15 protein-coding genes and 2 tRNA genes are annotated in these 16,766 nt (G+C 57.4%); 9 read left to right on the top strand and 8 right to left on the bottom strand.

All coding sequences use genetic code 11. The features are described 5' to 3' along the window. Both fucO and fucA read right to left on the bottom strand, forming a co-directional pair. Complete coding sequence (fucO, locus tag CWM54_RS12305) at positions 1-1,149, bottom strand: lactaldehyde reductase (RefSeq protein ID WP_100697289.1); 1,149 nt, start codon at positions 1,147-1,149, stop codon at positions 1-3. Positions 1,150-1,176: 27 nt separating this feature from the next. Further along, complete coding sequence (fucA, locus tag CWM54_RS12300; protein ID WP_100697287.1) at positions 1,177-1,824, bottom strand: L-fuculose-phosphate aldolase; 648 nt, start codon at positions 1,822-1,824, stop codon at positions 1,177-1,179. 566 nt (positions 1,825-2,390) lie between these two features. On the opposite strand from fucA, the gene fucP reads away from it, so the two are divergent. The 5 genes from fucP to fucR all read left to right on the top strand — a co-directional run bounded on the left by fucP (position 2,391) and on the right by fucR (position 8,228). Beyond that, positions 2,391-3,701 (top strand): L-fucose:H+ symporter permease, encoded by a 1,311-nt coding sequence (gene fucP, locus CWM54_RS12295; RefSeq protein WP_020317279.1) that lies wholly within the window; start codon positions 2,391-2,393, stop codon positions 3,699-3,701. A gap of 32 nt (positions 3,702-3,733) precedes the next feature. Beyond that, a complete protein-coding gene (gene fucI / locus CWM54_RS12290; RefSeq protein WP_100697285.1) occupies positions 3,734-5,509 on the top strand; it encodes an L-fucose isomerase in 1,776 nt (591 codons plus the stop codon). Between the two features lie 107 nt (positions 5,510-5,616). Further along, entirely contained in the window at positions 5,617-7,035 is a 1,419-nt protein-coding gene (gene fucK / locus CWM54_RS12285; protein WP_100697283.1) for an L-fuculokinase, read from the top strand. 1 nt (position 7,036) lies between these two features. Next, positions 7,037-7,459, top strand: a complete 423-nt coding sequence (fucU, locus tag CWM54_RS12280) for an L-fucose mutarotase (RefSeq protein ID WP_017899197.1) — start codon at positions 7,037-7,039, stop codon at positions 7,457-7,459. 58 nt (positions 7,460-7,517) lie between these two features. After that, complete coding sequence (gene fucR / locus CWM54_RS12275) at positions 7,518-8,228, top strand: L-fucose operon activator (protein WP_012540709.1); 711 nt, start codon at positions 7,518-7,520, stop codon at positions 8,226-8,228. Positions 8,229-8,284: 56 nt separating this feature from the next. On the opposite strand, the gene rlmM is transcribed toward fucR, so the two are convergent. From rlmM to CWM54_RS12255, 4 genes are all read right to left on the bottom strand, one after another. Further along, positions 8,285-9,385 (bottom strand): 23S rRNA (cytidine(2498)-2'-O)-methyltransferase RlmM, encoded by a 1,101-nt coding sequence (gene rlmM / locus CWM54_RS12270; protein WP_061153473.1) that lies wholly within the window; start codon positions 9,383-9,385, stop codon positions 8,285-8,287. Next, on the bottom strand, positions 9,378-9,773 hold the full coding sequence (locus CWM54_RS12265) for a DUF423 domain-containing protein (protein ID WP_002915543.1): 396 nt from the start codon (positions 9,771-9,773) through the stop codon (positions 9,378-9,380). The genes rlmM and CWM54_RS12265 overlap by 8 nt, the downstream gene beginning before the upstream one ends. Positions 9,774-9,792: 19 nt before the next feature. Next, positions 9,793-10,710, bottom strand: a complete 918-nt coding sequence (gene gcvA, locus CWM54_RS12260; protein WP_002915545.1) for a glycine cleavage system transcriptional regulator GcvA — start codon at positions 10,708-10,710, stop codon at positions 9,793-9,795. 352 nt (positions 10,711-11,062) lie between these two features. Then, entirely contained in the window at positions 11,063-11,287 is a 225-nt protein-coding gene (locus tag CWM54_RS12255; RefSeq protein ID WP_002915549.1) for a YgdI/YgdR family lipoprotein, read from the bottom strand. 197 nt (positions 11,288-11,484) lie between these two features. Here CWM54_RS12255 and csdA point away from each other — a divergent pair, with 197 nt between their 5' ends. After that, a complete protein-coding gene (gene csdA, locus CWM54_RS12250) occupies positions 11,485-12,690 on the top strand; it encodes a cysteine desulfurase CsdA (protein ID WP_100697281.1) in 1,206 nt (401 codons plus the stop codon). Continuing rightward, positions 12,690-13,127: a cysteine desulfurase sulfur acceptor subunit CsdE gene (csdE, locus tag CWM54_RS12245; RefSeq protein ID WP_100697278.1), complete on the top strand. Its 438-nt coding sequence runs from the start codon at positions 12,690-12,692 to the stop codon at positions 13,125-13,127. Before csdA ends, csdE begins: the two co-directional genes overlap by 1 nt. 141 nt (positions 13,128-13,268) lie before the next feature. Here csdE and tcdA read toward each other — a convergent pair whose 3' ends face one another. Next, complete coding sequence (gene tcdA / locus CWM54_RS12240) at positions 13,269-14,078, bottom strand: tRNA cyclic N6-threonylcarbamoyladenosine(37) synthase TcdA (RefSeq protein ID WP_008806278.1); 810 nt, start codon at positions 14,076-14,078, stop codon at positions 13,269-13,271. Between the two features lie 88 nt (positions 14,079-14,166). Continuing rightward, positions 14,167-15,264 (bottom strand): murein transglycosylase A, encoded by a 1,098-nt coding sequence (mltA, locus tag CWM54_RS12235; protein ID WP_071839043.1) that lies wholly within the window; start codon positions 15,262-15,264, stop codon positions 14,167-14,169. A gap of 210 nt (positions 15,265-15,474) precedes the next feature. Here mltA and CWM54_RS12230 point away from each other — a divergent pair. Further along, positions 15,475-15,551 (top strand) — tRNA-Met (locus tag CWM54_RS12230). Between the two features lie 33 nt (positions 15,552-15,584). Continuing rightward, a tRNA-Met gene (locus tag CWM54_RS12225) sits at positions 15,585-15,661 on the top strand. Positions 15,662-16,766: the final 1,105 nt, after the last annotated feature.

The following is a 16,766-nucleotide window of genomic DNA, read 5'->3' as shown; positions in this document are numbered from 1 at the left end:
TCACCAGGCCGCCTGATATAACCCGACGATATCGGCCAGGCTCGCCTCACGCGGGTTACCGCCGGTACACACATCCTCCAGCGCCGCCTGCGCCAGCGCCGGAATATCCTCTTTCCTGACGCCCACCTCGCGCAGATGGCCGGGAATACCGACATCGCGGTTTAGCTGGCAGACCGCCTCCACTGCCGCCTGGCGCGCGGCAGTCAGGCTTAACGCTTCCACCCTGACGCCCATCGCCTGGGCGATATCGCGATATTTTTCCCCGGTCGCCTCAGCATTAAAGCGCATCACGTGCGGCAGCAGGATGGCATTCGCCACGCCGTGCGGCGTGTTGTAAAAAGCGCCGAGCGGATGCGCCATGCCGTGCACCAGCCCGAGCCCGACGTTGGAAAATCCCATCCCCGCGACGTACTGGCCCAGCGCCATGGCTTCGCCCGCGCCGGCATCCCCGGCAACCGAGCCGCGCAGCGCCCCGGCAATGATCTCGATGGCCTTGAGGTGCAGCGCATCAGTCAAAGCCCAGGCGCCGCGGGTGAGATATCCTTCGATAGCGTGCGTCAGGGCGTCCACGCCGGTGGCCGCCTTCAGCGCCGGCGGCATGGCGTCCATCATATCGGCATCGATAAAGGCCACCTGCGGGATATCATGCGGATCGACGCAGACGAACTTACGCCGCTGTTCTTCATCGGTGATGACATAGTTAATCGTCACCTCCGCCGCGGTACCCGCGGTGGTCGGCACCGCGAAGATCGGCACGCTGGGCTGACGGGTGGGCGACAGCCCCTCGAGGCTACGGACATCGGCGAATTCCGGGTTACGCTGAATAATACCGATCGCTTTACAGGTATCCTGCGGCGAACCGCCGCCGATGGCGATCAGGTAATCCGCCCCGCTGCGCTGAAAGGCCTGCAGTCCCTGCTGGACCACGGCAATGGTCGGGTTAGGGATCACGTCGCTGAACATATCCCATGCCAGCCCGGCGGCATCCAGTTTATCAGTGACTTTCGCCGCCACGCCGCAGCGGGCGAGGGTGCTGTCGGTGACGATCAATGCTTTACGATAGCCGCGCCGAGCTACTTCATCGGTTAATGCGTTTATCGCCCCCCGGCCAAACCACGCCGTTTCGTTGAGGATCATTCGGTTTGCCATCGCGTCTCTCCTGTTAGCGTTGCGGCATCACTCTTCAATACGTAATCCGTAGGTTTTGAACTTCTCCAGCACGATGGCGATCGCCTCCTCATCCAGCACCGGTACCGGGTCGATAATCGCCAGCGTGCTGAGGTAGAGCTGGGCCAGGACCTCCACTTCATGCGCCAGCCAGAGCGCTTTCTCCAGGCTGGCCTCGCAGGCGATCAGGCCATGATGCTGCAGCAGCGTGGCTTTGCGGTGCTTCAGCGCTACCGCGACATGCTCAGACAGCTCGCGGGTGCCGAACGTGGCATAGGGCGCGCAGGGGATCGAATTCCCGCCGGCCGCGGCGATCATATAGTGGATGGCCGGGATGGGCCGGTTGAGGATCGACACCGCCGTACAATGGACGGCGTGATTGTGGACCACCGCCTGGGCATCGGGCCGCGTCTGGTAGGCCGCCTGATGAAAACGCCATTCGCTGGAGGGCAATTTTCCCTGCTCATGCTGACCATCGGCATCAATAAAGACGATCTTGTCTTCCGTCAGCTTTTCATACGGGATACCGGTGGGGGTGATCAGCATTCCTCCCTGATAGCGCACGCTGACATTGCCGGCGGTCCCCTGATTTAACCCCAGGCGGGTCATTTCCAGGCAGGTATCGATAATCTGCCGGGCCAGTCTGTTTCTTTCCATTGCGTTCCTCTTTTGGTGACTCATCATCCGTCAACGGCAGGGCAACAGAAATATCGTCGGCTACCGTGGGATAGGGTGAATAATGGTCTTCATCATCAACCTGAATAATCAAAGGGGAATTTTCATGACTATATTTTGTGAACCGCGTCAATAATTCCGCCATGAATAAAGCAACCATGCCCATTAAGAGAGTGTTTAAAATGCCCGTTCTTAATAATATTTCATCAAGCGGGCATTTTATTTCTTTGTAACATTTGCCCGTTTTCCACGATATACATTCATTCGGTCATTAGCGTTGTGGTTTTGTGAATTTATTTTCTCAAACGGTCAGCGTTTTTGAAAAATTAAAGTGACAATTATCACATAAAATGGCCCGCAGCGCGTTAAGTGTGACCATCATCATATTAACAGGCGGTTTTTATTTGAAAATGAAGTCATGAGTTCCGCCGTGACTTTCATTTCACTCACCGGCGCGTCACCTGAGCTCACTTAATTTTGCGGTCTGCTGCAGCACCAGACTGCGCCCTGAATGCTGTTGTAAATGCTTCTGAACTGATGAGGACGCTATGGGAAACACAACGATACCAACGCAAAGTTACCGCGCCATGGAGAGCGGGCAGAGTAAGAGCTACATTATTCCTTTTGCTCTGCTGTGCTCCCTCTTTTTTCTGTGGGCGGTGGCTAATAATCTGAATGATATTTTATTACCGCAATTTCAACAGGCCTTTACCCTGACTAATTTCCAGGCCGGATTAATTCAGTCGGCCTTTTATTTTGGCTATTTTATTATTCCCATCCCCGCCGGGATGCTGATGAAAAAATTCAGCTATAAAGCAGGCATTCTTACGGGTCTGTTTTTATATGCCTGCGGCGCCGCGCTGTTCTGGCCTGCCGCCGAAGTGATGAACTACACTTTATTCCTGATTGGATTATTTATTATCGCCGCCGGGCTTGGCTGCCTGGAAACGGCGGCCAACCCGTTTGTGACCGTTCTCGGTCCGGAAAGCGGCGGTCACTTCCGCCTTAATCTGGCCCAGACCTTTAACTCCTTTGGCGCCATTATTGCCGTGGTATTTGGCCAGAGTCTTATTTTGTCTAACGTCCCGCATCAGCCGCAGGAGGTGCTGGATAAAATGACGCCAGAACAGCTCAGCGCCTGGAAGCACAGCCTGGTCCTGTCGGTACAAACCCCCTATATGATTATCGTGGCCATCGTCCTGCTGGTTGCCCTGCTGATCGTCTGTACCCGCTTCCCCTCCCTGCAGAGCGATGACCACAGCGACAGCGCGCAGAGCACCTTCCTCGCCTCGCTGACGCGCCTGATGCGCATCCGTCACTGGCGCTGGGCGGTGCTGGCCCAGTTCTGCTACGTCGGCGCGCAAACCGCCTGCTGGAGCTACCTGATTCGCTACGCTATCGAAGAGATCCCGGGCATGACGGCCGGTTTCGCCGCCAACTACCTGACCGCCACCATGGTCTGCTTCTTTATTGGCCGTTTTACCGGCACCTGGCTTATCCGCCGCTTTGCGCCGCATAACGTGCTCGCTATCTATGCGTTTATCGCCATGCTGCTCTGTTTGCTCTCCGCCTTCAGCGGCGGCCACGTCGGTCTGCTGGCCCTGACCCTGTGCAGCGCCTTTATGTCCATTCAGTACCCGACCATCTTCTCGCTGGGGATTAAGCATCTGGGCCAGGACACCAAATATGGCTCGTCCTTTATCGTCATGACCATTATCGGCGGCGGGATCGTCACCCCGGTGATGGGCTTTGTCAGCGACGCCGCCGGCAATATCCCGACCGCCGAACTGGTCCCGGCGCTGTGCTTCGCCATCATCTTTATTTTTGCCCGTTTCCGTTCACAAGCGGCGACGAACTAAACCTGTTATCCGCATAACCTGAGGGATCTGTAATGAAAAAAATCAGCTTACCGAAGATCGGTATCCGCCCGGTAATCGATGGTCGTCGCATGGGGGTCCGCGAGTCGCTGGAAGCGCAAACCATGAACATGGCGAAAGCCACCGCCGCGCTTATCAGCGAGAAACTGCGCCACGCCTGCGGCGCCCGGGTGGAGTGCGTGATTGCCGATACCTGCATCGCCGGCATGGCCGAGTCGGCCGCCTGTGAAGAGAAATTCAGCAGCCAAAACGTCGGCGTCACCATCACCGTCACCCCCTGCTGGTGCTACGGCAGCGAAACCATCGACATGGATCCGCTGCGCCCGAAGGCCATCTGGGGCTTTAACGGCACCGAACGTCCGGGGGCGGTCTATCTGGCCGCCGCGCTGGCGGCCCATAGCCAGAAAGGGATCCCGGCGTTCTCCATCTACGGACATGACGTGCAGGATGCCGATGACACCTCGATCCCGGCGGATGTCGAAGAAAAACTGTTGCGCTTCGCGCGCGCCGGCCTGGCCGTCGCCAGTATGAAAGGGAAAAGCTATCTGTCGCTGGGCGGCGTCTCAATGGGCATCGCCGGCTCCATCGTCGACCATAACTTTTTTGAGTCCTGGCTCGGCATGAAGGTGCAGGCTGTCGACATGACGGAGCTGCGCCGGCGAATCGATCAGAAAATCTATGATGAAACCGAGCTGGAAATGGCGCTGGCGTGGGCGGATAAACATTTCCGCTACGGCGAAGATCAGAACGCCGAGCAGTATAAGCGCAATGAGGCGCAGAGCCGCGCGGTGCTGAAAGAGAGCCTGCTGATGGCGATGTGCATCCGCGACATGATGCAGGGCAACCCGAAGCTGGCGGAAAAAGGGCTGGTGGAGGAGTCGCTGGGCTACAACGCCATCGCCGCCGGTTTCCAGGGTCAGCGCCACTGGACCGATCAATACCCCAATGGCGATACCGCCGAAGCGCTACTCAACAGCTCTTTTGACTGGAATGGGGTGCGCGAGCCCTTTGTCGTCGCCACCGAAAACGACAGCCTCAACGGCGTGGCCATGTTGATGGGTCATCAGCTCACCGGCACCGCCCAGGTGTTTGCCGACGTGCGCACCTACTGGTCGCCGGACGCCGTTGAGCGGGTCACCGGGCAGCCGCTCACCGGGCGGGCGGAGCACGGCATTATTCACCTGATTAACTCCGGCTCTGCGGCGCTGGACGGCTCCTGCCAGCAACGCGACGCGCAGGGCAACCCGACGATGAAACCTCACTGGGAGATTGAACAGAACGAGGCGGATGCCTGCCTCGCGGCGACCGAATGGTGCCCGGCGATCCACGAATACTTCCGCGGCGGCGGCTTCTCTTCCCGCTTCCTGACCGAAGGCGGCGTACCGTTCACCATGACCCGGGTAAACATCATCAAAGGCCTGGGGCCGGTGCTGCAAATTGCCGAAGGCTGGAGCGTGACGCTGCCCAAAGCGATGCACGACCAGCTCGACGCCCGTACCAACTCCACCTGGCCCACCACCTGGTTTGCCCCACGCCTGACCGGCAAGGGTCCGTTCAGCGATGTGTACTCGGTGATGGCTAACTGGGGCGCCAACCACGGCGTGCTGACCATCGGCCACGTTGGCGCGGATTTCATTACCCTCGCCGCCATGCTGCGCATTCCGGTCTGCATGCACAACGTGGAAGCGGCGAAAATCTACCGCCCCTCCGCCTGGGCCGCGCACGGCATGGACATCGAAGGTCAGGACTACCGCGCCTGCCAGAACTACGGGCCGCTGTATAAGCGTTAACAGGTTGGTTTTGCCCGGTAGCGCAGGCTTACCGGGCCTACCGACGCGCTCTGTTAGTAGGCCGGATAAGCGCAGCGCCATCCGGCCATGTTGTTTCGGGAGTCACTATGAAGCAAGACGTTATCCTGGTCCTCGACTGCGGCGCCACCAACGTGCGGGCGATGGCCGTTGACCGACAGGGAAACATTATCGCCCGCGCCGCAACGGCGAACGCCAGCGACATCGCCACGGAGAGCAGCGACTGGCACCAGTGGTCGCTGGAGGCCATTATGCTGCGCTTTGCCGACTGCTGTCGGCAGATCCATGACCAGCTGGCCTCCTGCACGGTGCGCGGCATCACCGTCACGACCTTTGGCGTCGATGGCGCGCTGGTGGATGAGCAGGGTGCCCTGCTGTATCCGATCATCAGCTGGAAATGCCCGCGCACCGCGGCGGTGATGGAGAATATCAGCCAGTATATGCCAGCACACCAGCTGCAGCAGATTACCGGCGTCGGCGCGTTTGCGTTCAACACCCTGTATAAGCTGGTGTGGCTGAAAGAGAACCACCCGCAGCTGCTGGCGCAGGCCCATGCCTGGCTGTTTATTTCATCTCTGATCAACCACCGGCTGACCGGGGAGTTCACCACCGACCTCACCATGGCAGGCACCAGCCAGATGCTCGATCTCCGGCAGCGCGATTTCAGCGCGCCAATCCTGCAGGCGACCGGCCTGCCGCGCCGCCTGTTCCCGCGGCTGGTTGAAGCAGGCCAGCCGATCGGCGCCCTGCTGCCAGATGCCGCTGCGCTGCTGGGCCTTCCCGCCGGGATCCCGGTTATCTCGGCCGGGCATGACACCCAGTTCGCTCTGTTTGGCGCTGGCGCCGGGCAGGATGAGCCGGTGCTCTCTTCCGGGACCTGGGAGATCCTGATGGTACGCAGCGCCCAGGTCGACACCTCGCTGCTCTGTGGCTACAGCGGCTCCACCTGCGAACTGGACAGCCAGCCGGGCCGCTATAACCCGGGGATGCAGTGGCTGGCCTCCGGCGTGCTCGAGTGGGTGCGCAAACTGCTGTGGAGCGCTGACACCCCGTGGCAGACCCTGATCGACGAAGCGCAGGCGATCCCACCCGGCGCCCAGGGCGTCAGGATGCAGTGCGACCTGCTCGCCAGCCAGCACGCCGGCTGGCAGGGCGTCACGCTCAACACCACCCGCGGCCATCTTTACCGTGCCGCGCTGGAGGGGTTAAGCGACCAGCTGGCGCAGCATCTGCAAACGCTGGAAAACATCGGCGGCTTCAGGGCGCAAGAGCTGCTGCTGGTCGGCGGCGGCAGCCGCAACGCGCTATGGAACCAGATCAAGGCCAACCGACTCGGGATACCTGTCAAAGTCCTCGATGATGCCGAAACCACCGTGGCTGGCGCGGCGATGTTTGGCTGGTATGGCGTGGGCGAGTTCTCTTCGCCGGAACAGGCCAGAGCGCAGGTCGCGTACCGCTACCGCTATTTCTGGCCACAAACTGAACCTGAACTGATAGAGGAAGCCTGAGATGCTCAAAACCATTTCCCCGCTGATATCGCCGGAACTGCTGAAAGTGCTGGCCGAAATGGGCCATGGGGATGAAATCATTTTTTCCGATGCCCACTTCCCGGCGCACAGCATGGGGCCCCAGGTGATCCGCGCCGATGGCCTGCGGGTCAGCGATCTGCTGCAGGCGATTATCCCGCTGTTCGAGTTAGACAGCTACGCGCCGCCGCTGGTGATGATGGCCGCCGTCGAAGGCGATGCGCTCGACCCGACGGTGGAACAGCGCTATCGGCAGGCGCTCTCGGCGCAGGCGCCCTGCCCGGACATCGTGCGGATTGACCGCTTTGCCTTCTACGACCGGGCGCAAAAAGCCTTTGCGATCGTTATCACAGGAGAGTGCGCTAAGTACGGAAATATCCTTTTAAAAAAAGGAGTCACGCCGTAATCTCATGCCGGAGCGTCTGCATCAGGCAGACGCTCAATCAATGATGGGGTGAGAATAAATGAAAGCGGCCCGCCAGCAGGCGATCGTCGATCTCTTGATCAACCACAGCAGCCTGACCACCGAAACCTTGTCAAAACAGCTCAACGTCAGCAGGGAAACCATTCGCCGTGATCTGAGCGAGCTGCAGGCGCAGGGCAAAGTGCTGCGCAACCACGGCCGGGCCAAAGTGATCCACCAGCGCAGCCAGGACAGTGGCGACCCTTTTCACATGCGGCTGAAAAGCCATTACGCGCATAAAGCCGATATCGCCCGCGAAGCGCTGGCCTGGATTGACGAAGGGATGGTGATCGCCCTCGATGCCAGCTCCACCTGCTGGTATCTCGCCCGCCAGCTGCCCGACCGCCCGCTGCATGTCTTTACCAACAGCCAGCCCATCTGCCAGGAGCTGGCCAAACGCGACCAGATCACGCTCACCTGCTCCGGCGGCACGCTGCAGCGGAAATATGGCTGCTACGTGAACCCGGCGCTGATTTCCCAGCTGAAATCGCTGGAGATCGATCTGTTTATTTTTTCCTGCGAAGGCATCGACCCGCAGGGCGCGCTGTGGGACTCCAATGCGTTCAATGCCGACTTTAAATCGATCCTGCTAAAACGGGCGGCACAGTCGCTGCTGCTGATCGACAAAAGCAAGTTCAACCGCTCCGGCGAGGCGAGGATTGGTCATCTGGATGACGTGACGCACATCGTGTCGGATGCGCCACAGCCTTAATAACAGGGCGGGAAGGCCGGAGAACACCCACGCGTCTCCGGCCTGCGGTGTAGTGATTAACGCTCGTCGCGACGTCCGCCGACGGCGGCCCACAGACGACGCACGTGAACGGTCACCTCTTCACGATCGTGATACAGCTGACGCGCCTGGATCTGGGCGTTGATACCGTGCTCGTCCAGCTGTTCCTGGATATAGGCCAGGTTGCGCGAAAGCTCTTCGTAGCGCTTTTTCATCGGCAGCTTAAGGTTGAAGATGGTTTCACGGCACCAGCCGTTGACCAGCCACTGCGCCATCAGCGCCGCCACTTTCGCTGGTTTCTCTACCATGTCGCAGACCATCCACGAGATGTTGTTGCGGTTCGGACGATAGCGGAAGCCATCTTCGCGCAGCCAGGTCACCTGGCCGGTGTCCATCAGGCTCTGCGCCATCGGGCCGTTATCCACCGAGGAAACCCACATATTGCGTTTCACCAGCTGATAGGTCCAGCCGCCCGGGCAGGCGCCGAGATCGACGGCATACATACCGTTCGCCAGACGCTCATCCCACTCATCCGCCGGAATAAAGACGTGGAACGCCTCTTCCAGTTTGAGGGTGGAGCGGCTCGGCGCATCGGACGGGAATTTAAGACGCGGAATGCCCATATAGAACGGCGAGTTGTTGTTAGACAACGAGTAGCCGGTGTAGCAGCAACCGGGGGCGATAAAGAACACATGCACCACCGGACGTTTTGACGTTTCATAGTTGGTCAGCACGCCCGCCTCACGCAGCGCCGCACGTAACGGTACCGTAAACTTACGGCAGAACTTCATCAGCTCTTTGCTTTCGTTGGTATCCGCCACTTCCACGCGCAGCTCGCCACCCTTCTCCACCACGCCCTGCAGCATACCGACGATCGGGGAAATCCGGTCTTCTGGCGGCAGATCGCGCAGCAGTTCGCCGACCACAAACATCTGGCGGGCGAACACCAGGGAGCTGAACGGCAGTTCGCGCACCAGCTTTTCGCCATCTTCGGCCTGATAGCACTCAAAAATCACATAGCCGGAGTCATCTTTGACTCGGGCAAAACCAAATACCTCAAGGCGGGCGGCCTTATCGGTAATTTCTGCTGCGCACTCTTTCTCAAACCCAGGGCGACAATAGAGGACAACCTTATTCATGAACAACGCCCTTACGTTTCAGACGAATTGCACCAATTAACATTAAAACCCAACCGGCGAGGAAGCTCACGCCACCCACCGGGGTCACGAACGCCCACAGGCGTAAATGAGACAGCGCCAGACAATAGAGGCTGCCGCTGAACAGCACAGTCCCTAACGCCAGAAATACGCTACTCCAGTAGAACCAGATGCTGATCCGGCGCTGCATCGCCACCGCCAGACCAAAAATCGCCAGGGTATGGAAGGCCTGGTACTCCAGGCCGGTATGGATCCAGGCCATCTCCGCCGCGCCGAGCGATTGACTTAATACATGCGCGCCAAAGGCACCCAGAGCCACAAAGATAAAGCCGCTAATCGCGGCGAATATCAGCATAAAACGGCTGGTCATGTTTTTACCCTACAAGTATTTATTGTTCATAACGAAAGCGGAATTTTTCTTGTTCACTTGCCGCTTTCGCCAGGATCCACTGCCGGAAAGCGGCTATTTTACCCAGTTCTGCCTGACTGTCATGGCAAACAAGGTAAAACGCATTCTTACTGACCAGAACATCATTAAACGGACACACCAGACGACCGGCTTCAATTTCGGACTGCGCCATCACGTTGTTGGCTAGCGCCACGCCCTGTCCGTGAATGGCCGCCTGCAGCACCATCGCGCTGTGGCTGAAAATCGGCCCCTGTTGCACATTAATATGGCTTAGACCAAGCTGGCGGGTATAAGTTTGCCAGTCGCGGCGGGACGCATCGTGAAGCAGCGTATGTTGCGCCAGATCGGCAGGCGTTTTCAATGCTTTGTCGCCGGTGAGCAAGAGCGGGGAACAGACCGGCAGCAGATACTCGGCGTACAGTTTTTCCACACGCAGGCCCGGCCAGTTGCCGCGCCCGTAAAAAATCGCCACATCGACATCGTCCGCCAGCTTATCCTCCTGGCGGTCCACCGCCTGGATCCTGACGTCGATTCCCGGATAAGCTGAGTTAAAGCTTGTCAGTCTCGGCACCAGCCACTGGATGGCAAAACTTGGCAATAAACTGACCGTTAATGCCCCTTTGGCGCTGCGCGCCTGCAGTTTACGCGTCGCTTCCGTCAGTTGCGAAAAAATCTCTTTAATATCCTGAAAATAGCTCTGCCCTTCTTCCGTTAACAGCAGCGAACGATTGCGCCGCCGGAACAGCTTAAGGCCCAGGAAATCCTCGAGAGACTTGATTTGATGGCTGACTGCGGCCTGCGTCACAAAAAGCTCATCGGCTGCCCGAGTGAAGCTGAGATGACGTGCGGCTGCATCAAAAACACGTAATGCATTCAGAGGTGGTAATCGCTTCGACATGGTTATTCTGGCTTAGATGTTAACTCGACTTAACAAACAGGAAACAATGGTTAACCTATTAGTTTTTTTTATCTGAGCCATTATAAATTGTCCGTTGAGGTTCTACCAGCAAATACCTATAGTGGCGGCACTTCCTGAGCCGGAACGAGAAGCTTTTTTTTGGAATGCGTGTTCCATCAAGCTTTTGGCTTACGGTTGTGATGTTGTGTTGTTGTGTTTGCAATTGGTCTGTCTTTGCAGACCCTGGTAGCAAAGCTACCCCTTTTCACTTCCTGTACATTTACCCTGTCTGTCCATAGTGATTTAATGTAGCACCGCAACGCGCGGTGCTTTTTTTTGCCTTTTTACTGCCTTACTCGTCCAGCTCACCCAGCTGTTTCACGTCAGAGCGATTGATCTGCTGTTTGTTGCCCCACGCGTCCTTATACGAGATCATGCCAGTATCATTATCGGTTTGCGGTTTCCCGTCGGTAACGATGGTCCGCCCATCATTGGTATGCATCACATAGTTAGAGGAACAGGCGCTCAGGCCTAAAGTCAGCATACAGGCAGAGATAATCGCAGCGGCCTTAGTCATTTTCATTTTTCTCTCCTTACGGCTATTTATACTATTCGTGACTCGTTAAGTAATAGGTTAAAACACAAACCCAACACTTTTCAGCATAACCCTCTTTGACCTATGTGGAGTCACATTCGGACAATTCCACAGGACGCAGAGGCCTTGTCACGCCCGGCAAATTGCGCGACGATCGCGGTATTGATACGAGGAATTCCATGAACGCATTCAACCCTGCGCACTTTCGCGCGCAGTTTCCGGCTCTGGCCGATGCTGGCGTCTATCTCGACAGCGCGGCGACAGCGCTCAAACCGCAGGCGGTGATCGACGCCAGCGACCAGTTTTATCGCCTGAGCGCCGGTAACGTCCATCGCAGCCAGTTCGCCGCCGCCCAGCGGCTGACCGAGCGCTATGAGGCGGCCCGCGAGCGCGTGGCGGCGTGGCTTAACGCCCCGTCCGGCAAAGATATCGTCTGGACGCGGGGGACCACCGAGGCCATCAATATGGTGGCGCAGAGCTACGTCCGGCCGCGCCTGCAGCCTGGCGATGAAATTATCGTTAGCGAAGCCGAGCATCATGCCAACCTCGTGCCCTGGCTGATGGTGGCCGGGCAGACCGGCGCCAAAGTGGTCAAACTACCGCTTGGCGCTGACCGCCTGCCGGATATCGCCAGCCTCAGCGCGCTCATCACCCCGCGCAGCCGGGTGCTGGCCATCGGTCAGATGTCCAACGTCACCGGCGGCTGCCCAGACCTGGCGCAGGCTATCCGCCTTGCTCACGCCGCCGGGATGGTGGTGATGGTCGATGGCGCCCAGGGAGCGGTGCATTTCCCCGCTGACGTGCAGGCGCTGGATATCGATTTTTACGCTTTTTCCGGTCATAAGCTGTATGGCCCAACCGGGATCGGCGCCCTGTACGGCAAAAGCGAGCTGCTGGCGGCGATGTCGCCCTGGCTCGGCGGCGGGAAAATGATCGCCGAGGTCAGCTTTGACGGCTTTACGCCGCAGCCGGCCCCTTATGGTCTCGAGGCCGGTACGCCGAATGTCGCCGGGGTTATCGGCCTTAGCGCCGCCCTGGAGTGGCTGGCGCAGAGCGATATCGGCCAGGCGGAAAACTGGAGCCGCAGTCTGGCGAGCCTGGCGGAAGAGGCGCTGGCGAAACGGCCGGGCTTCCGCTCTTTCCGCTGCCAGCAGTCAAGCCTGCTCGCCTTTGAATTCGACGGTGTTCATCACAGCGATCTGGTGACGCTGCTGGCAGAGTCGGGCATTGCCCTGCGTGCCGGGCAACACTGCGCCCAGCCACTGCTGGCGGCCTTAGGGGTCAGCGGCACGCTGCGGGCCTCTTTCGCCCCCTACAATACCCAAGACGATGTTGCGGCGCTGGTCCACGCGGTGGATCGCGCCCTGGAAATTCTGGTGGATTAATGACAACTCTGCACCCCTTCGGCACAACCATTACCGACGCCACGCTGCGCCAGACCTTCGCCCCGCTGAACCAGTGGGAGGATAAATATCGTCAGCTGATTTTATTGGGCAAAAAGCTGCCGACGCTGACCGATGAGCGCAAAGCGCAGGCCCGGGAGATTGCCGGGTGTGAAAACCACGTCTGGCTGGGCTATGAGGAGGACGCCGAGGGCAGGCTGCACTTCTTTGGCGACAGCGAAGGACGGATTGTGCGCGGTCTGCTGGCGGTACTTTTGACCGCCGTGGAAGGAAAAACCCGCGCCGGGATCCTGGCGCAGGATCCGCTGGCGCTGTTCGACGAGTTGGGGCTGCGCGGCCAGCTCAGCGCCTCGCGCAGCCAGGGCCTCAGTGCCCTGAGCGAGGCAGTGCTCGCCGCCGCCCGCGAGGTTGAGGTTTAAGCTCATCCCGGGGGCGGCGCTTGACGCGCCTTGCCCGGGCTACGGGCTCGTGCAGTTTTGTCGCCCGGACAGGTGCGCAGCGCCGCCTCCGGGGAATTGTCCTGTAGACCGGGTAAGGCGCCTGCGCCGCGACCCGGGAATTTACGTCGTCTGCCGCTCCGCTTTCGCCAGCATCTTCTTCAGAGCATGCGATACCGCGACGAAGCCAAAGGTCGCGGTCACCATGGTGGCCGCGCCAAAGCCGGAAGCGCAGTCCATCCGTTTCGGCCCTTCCGCCGTGCTCTTCATCGCGCAGACGCTGCCGTCCGCTTGCGGGTAGACCAGCGCTTCCGTAGAGAAGACGCAGTCCACGCCGAGCTTACCTTTACTGTTTTTCACCACTCCAAACTGACTTTTCAGCCGCTCACGCAGTTTGGCCGCCAGCGGATCCTGGATGGTCTTCGCCAGGTCAGCGACCTGGATCTGCGTTGGGTCAATCTGACCGCCCGCCCCGCCGGTGGTGACCAGTGGCACTTTGTAGCGGCGACACCAGGCGATAAGCGCCGCTTTCGGCCGGACGCTATCGATCGCGTCGATGACATAGCTAAAGCCGACGCCCAGGTATTCGGCCACATTTTCCGGGGTCACGAAATCATCCACCACCGTCACCCGACACTCCGGGTTGATGAGACGAATACGTTCCGCCATCACTTCCGCTTTCGCCAGCCCGACGTTGCCGCTCAGGGCGTGGATCTGACGATTAGTGTTGGTAACGCAGACATCATCCATATCAATAAGGGTAATCGCCCCGATGCCGGTTCTCGCCAGCGCTTCCGCCGCCCACGAGCCGACCCCGCCAATCCCGACCACGCAGACGTGGGCATCAGCAAAACATTGCAGTGCTTTTTCACCATATAAACGTGCCGTACCGCCAAAACGCTGGCGCCAGGCATCGCTGATTACAACAGACATAGAACCTCAGAACAAAATGACAGCGCCCGGAGGCCGCCGTAAAACGGCGTCATCCGGGCGCCCAGGTCAACAGGCATGGCCAGGGGAGTTAGCCGCTAAAGACGTTCCCCGCGCCCGGGGCGTTTTTCAGCACCCATACGCGGCCGTAATGGTTATACCAGCCGGCACGGTGGCCTGCGTCAGGCCCAATGCCCTGATAAATGTCGAAATGCTGGCCTTTGATGGCCCCGCCTACGTCGAGAGCGACCATCAGGCGCAGTTCGTACTGGCCGTTAAACTTGCCGTTATTATCCAGCAGAGGCACCTCGGCCAGCAAGGTAGTTCCCGGCGGAATAATCGACCGGTCGGAAGCCACCGAAGCGCGGCCGATCAGCGGCACGGCGCTGGCGCCTTTCACCGGCGCGAAGGACTGTGGTTTAAAGAACACAAACGACGGGTTCTGCTCCAGCAGCTCGCGCACTTCCGCTTCGCTGTGCTTTTCACCCCACTCGCGGATCGCCTGCATCGACATATCTTCTTTCTTGACTTCCCCACGGTCGATCAGCACTTTGCCGATACTCCGGTAGGACCAGCCGTTTTTCCCGGCATAGCTAAAGAAGTTGAGCGGCGAACCATCGCCAAAATCGATATAGCCGCTGCCCTGCACGTCCATGATGAAGTTATCCATCAGCGAATTGCTGTACGCCAGCACATAGTTGTCGCTCAGCGCGCCGGCATAAATGCTGGCGCGGGACGGCAGCTTGCCGCGTTTCGGCGGCATACGGTAAATGGGGTACTGGAATTCACCCTGACGGGTGTGGCGCGCCTGCACGACCGGCGTGTAGTAGCCGGTAAACTGGACGTTGCCATAGTTGTCGGTGCCCTGCATCTGCCAGGCGTCAATGCCGAACTGGCGCAGCGTACGCGTGTCACCGCCCGCGCGCAGCCACTCCTGCAGCGCATTATAGACGTTGCTCTGGCTATTATAGAGGCGCGGCGAGGCGTTACGAATTTGATTAACCTGTTCGGAGAAGTCGCCGGCGTTGATCGGCGCTCCGACGGCATCCGGCTGGTTTACCAGTGAAAACGGCTGGGTGAACTTGCCATCGCTATATTGCTGACCGCGGTCGGTCGGTTTTGAGGAACAGGCGGCGAGCATAGCCAGCATTGCCCCCGTCGCTACATATTTTGCCCAACGTCCTTTCATGGTGTCTCATCTTTTGCTGCGAAGCCTTAGTGCGTGTTGAAGATAACAAAGCGCCGGGGCTATTGAAATGCGCGATCTCATCGATGGCACAGATTTGTGTAAAAAAACACCACAACATGGCGTTTTATAAGCCAATTCTTACAAAAATGTCGATTTGGTCGAAAAAAGGTTGCAACATCTCGCTAGCGGAGTATAGTGCGCTTCCACGGACGCGGGGTGGAGCAGCCTGGTAGCTCGTCGGGCTCATAACCCGAAGGTCGTCGGTTCAAATCCGGCCCCCGCAACCAATCAAAATTTGACTAAGTGAAGCAGTACGGTGACGCGGGGTGGAGCAGCCTGGTAGCTCGTCGGGCTCATAACCCGAAGGTCGTCGGTTCAAATCCGGCCCCCGCAACCAACATTATAAACACCCTCAAGGGTGTTTTTTTGTTTCTGCCGCCGGCAAAACCTCTGCCGAAAACGGGAACGGCTATTGCCGCCCCCTCGCCGGTTTGTTTTACGTCGTCCGTAACAGCACCTGAAATACAAGAAACCGCAATTTATCAACGTCTTTTTATACTTCCCTGTATCTATCAGGGGATCCACAGATAATGTGTGGACAAATGAGTGTACGGCTAAAAGCCACTTACTTAATCCACTGATTTTGCATTTTGCGCAATAAAAGGACTAAATTCCCGGAGCTACCGTTATCTTTGCGTTTGTAATCGACCTCTGGCCAACAAGAATGAAGATAGCAGTCTTGATATAATCATTATATTTCGGTGCTTATCTTGCCAGACAGGGTACTGCAACAAACAGAATTTAATTGAGATAATGTATCTATGATAGTTTTCATTATAAATCAACACCATACTTTTATTACTGAATAAATCACGACAATTGATACAAATGTTATATTTTTGATACCAGAGATTCTTCTAATTGTTTTTAATTATGGTATTAATTTCATCCTTCCCCCTCCTGTACTTCACTAATCTCGCAGTAGACAGTCGAACTTTTTGCCACCAAATTATTCACAACAAAAATATCATTTATTAAGTGGGCATTTATTTATTCCGAAAAAGTGGAGCTATAACATTCTTACGTGATCGTTTATCGATATTTTATGCTTATATTCTCCCATAACCAAACCGATTACCCTTGATGGTCAATGAATTGAGAAGCTTCATATAAATAAACTTATTTTAGGGTACGAGCCAAAGTATTTACAGCAGTAATAAGAATGATCTTTCAGACACTGACCACATTGCACCCCGCTTTATTTAACTGTTAAATTGGATCAAGATCAGATAGTTAGACAGGGAGAAGCAACATGGCTAAAAATTTTCTAAATGACGCCCCCGAAACTCGCTTTAACATAAAGCCGGGCCTGAAAACAGCAAGTGCCATGAATGTGAAGTTACCTCTACATCTTCTCTCCGCCAGGGATTGTAGTGTCCACCAGACATTTATTAACTATAGCCCCAATAATTGGCCTTAATTTAAACCAAAACAACTTCACT

The sequence above is a fragment of the Klebsiella sp. D-Nf1 genome (genome assembly GCF_002810515.1).
GTDB lineage: Bacteria > Pseudomonadota > Gammaproteobacteria > Enterobacterales > Enterobacteriaceae > Klebsiella > Klebsiella variicola.
The sequence above is the reverse complement of the archived record's forward strand: the minus strand, read 5'-3'. Positions and strand labels throughout refer to the sequence as shown.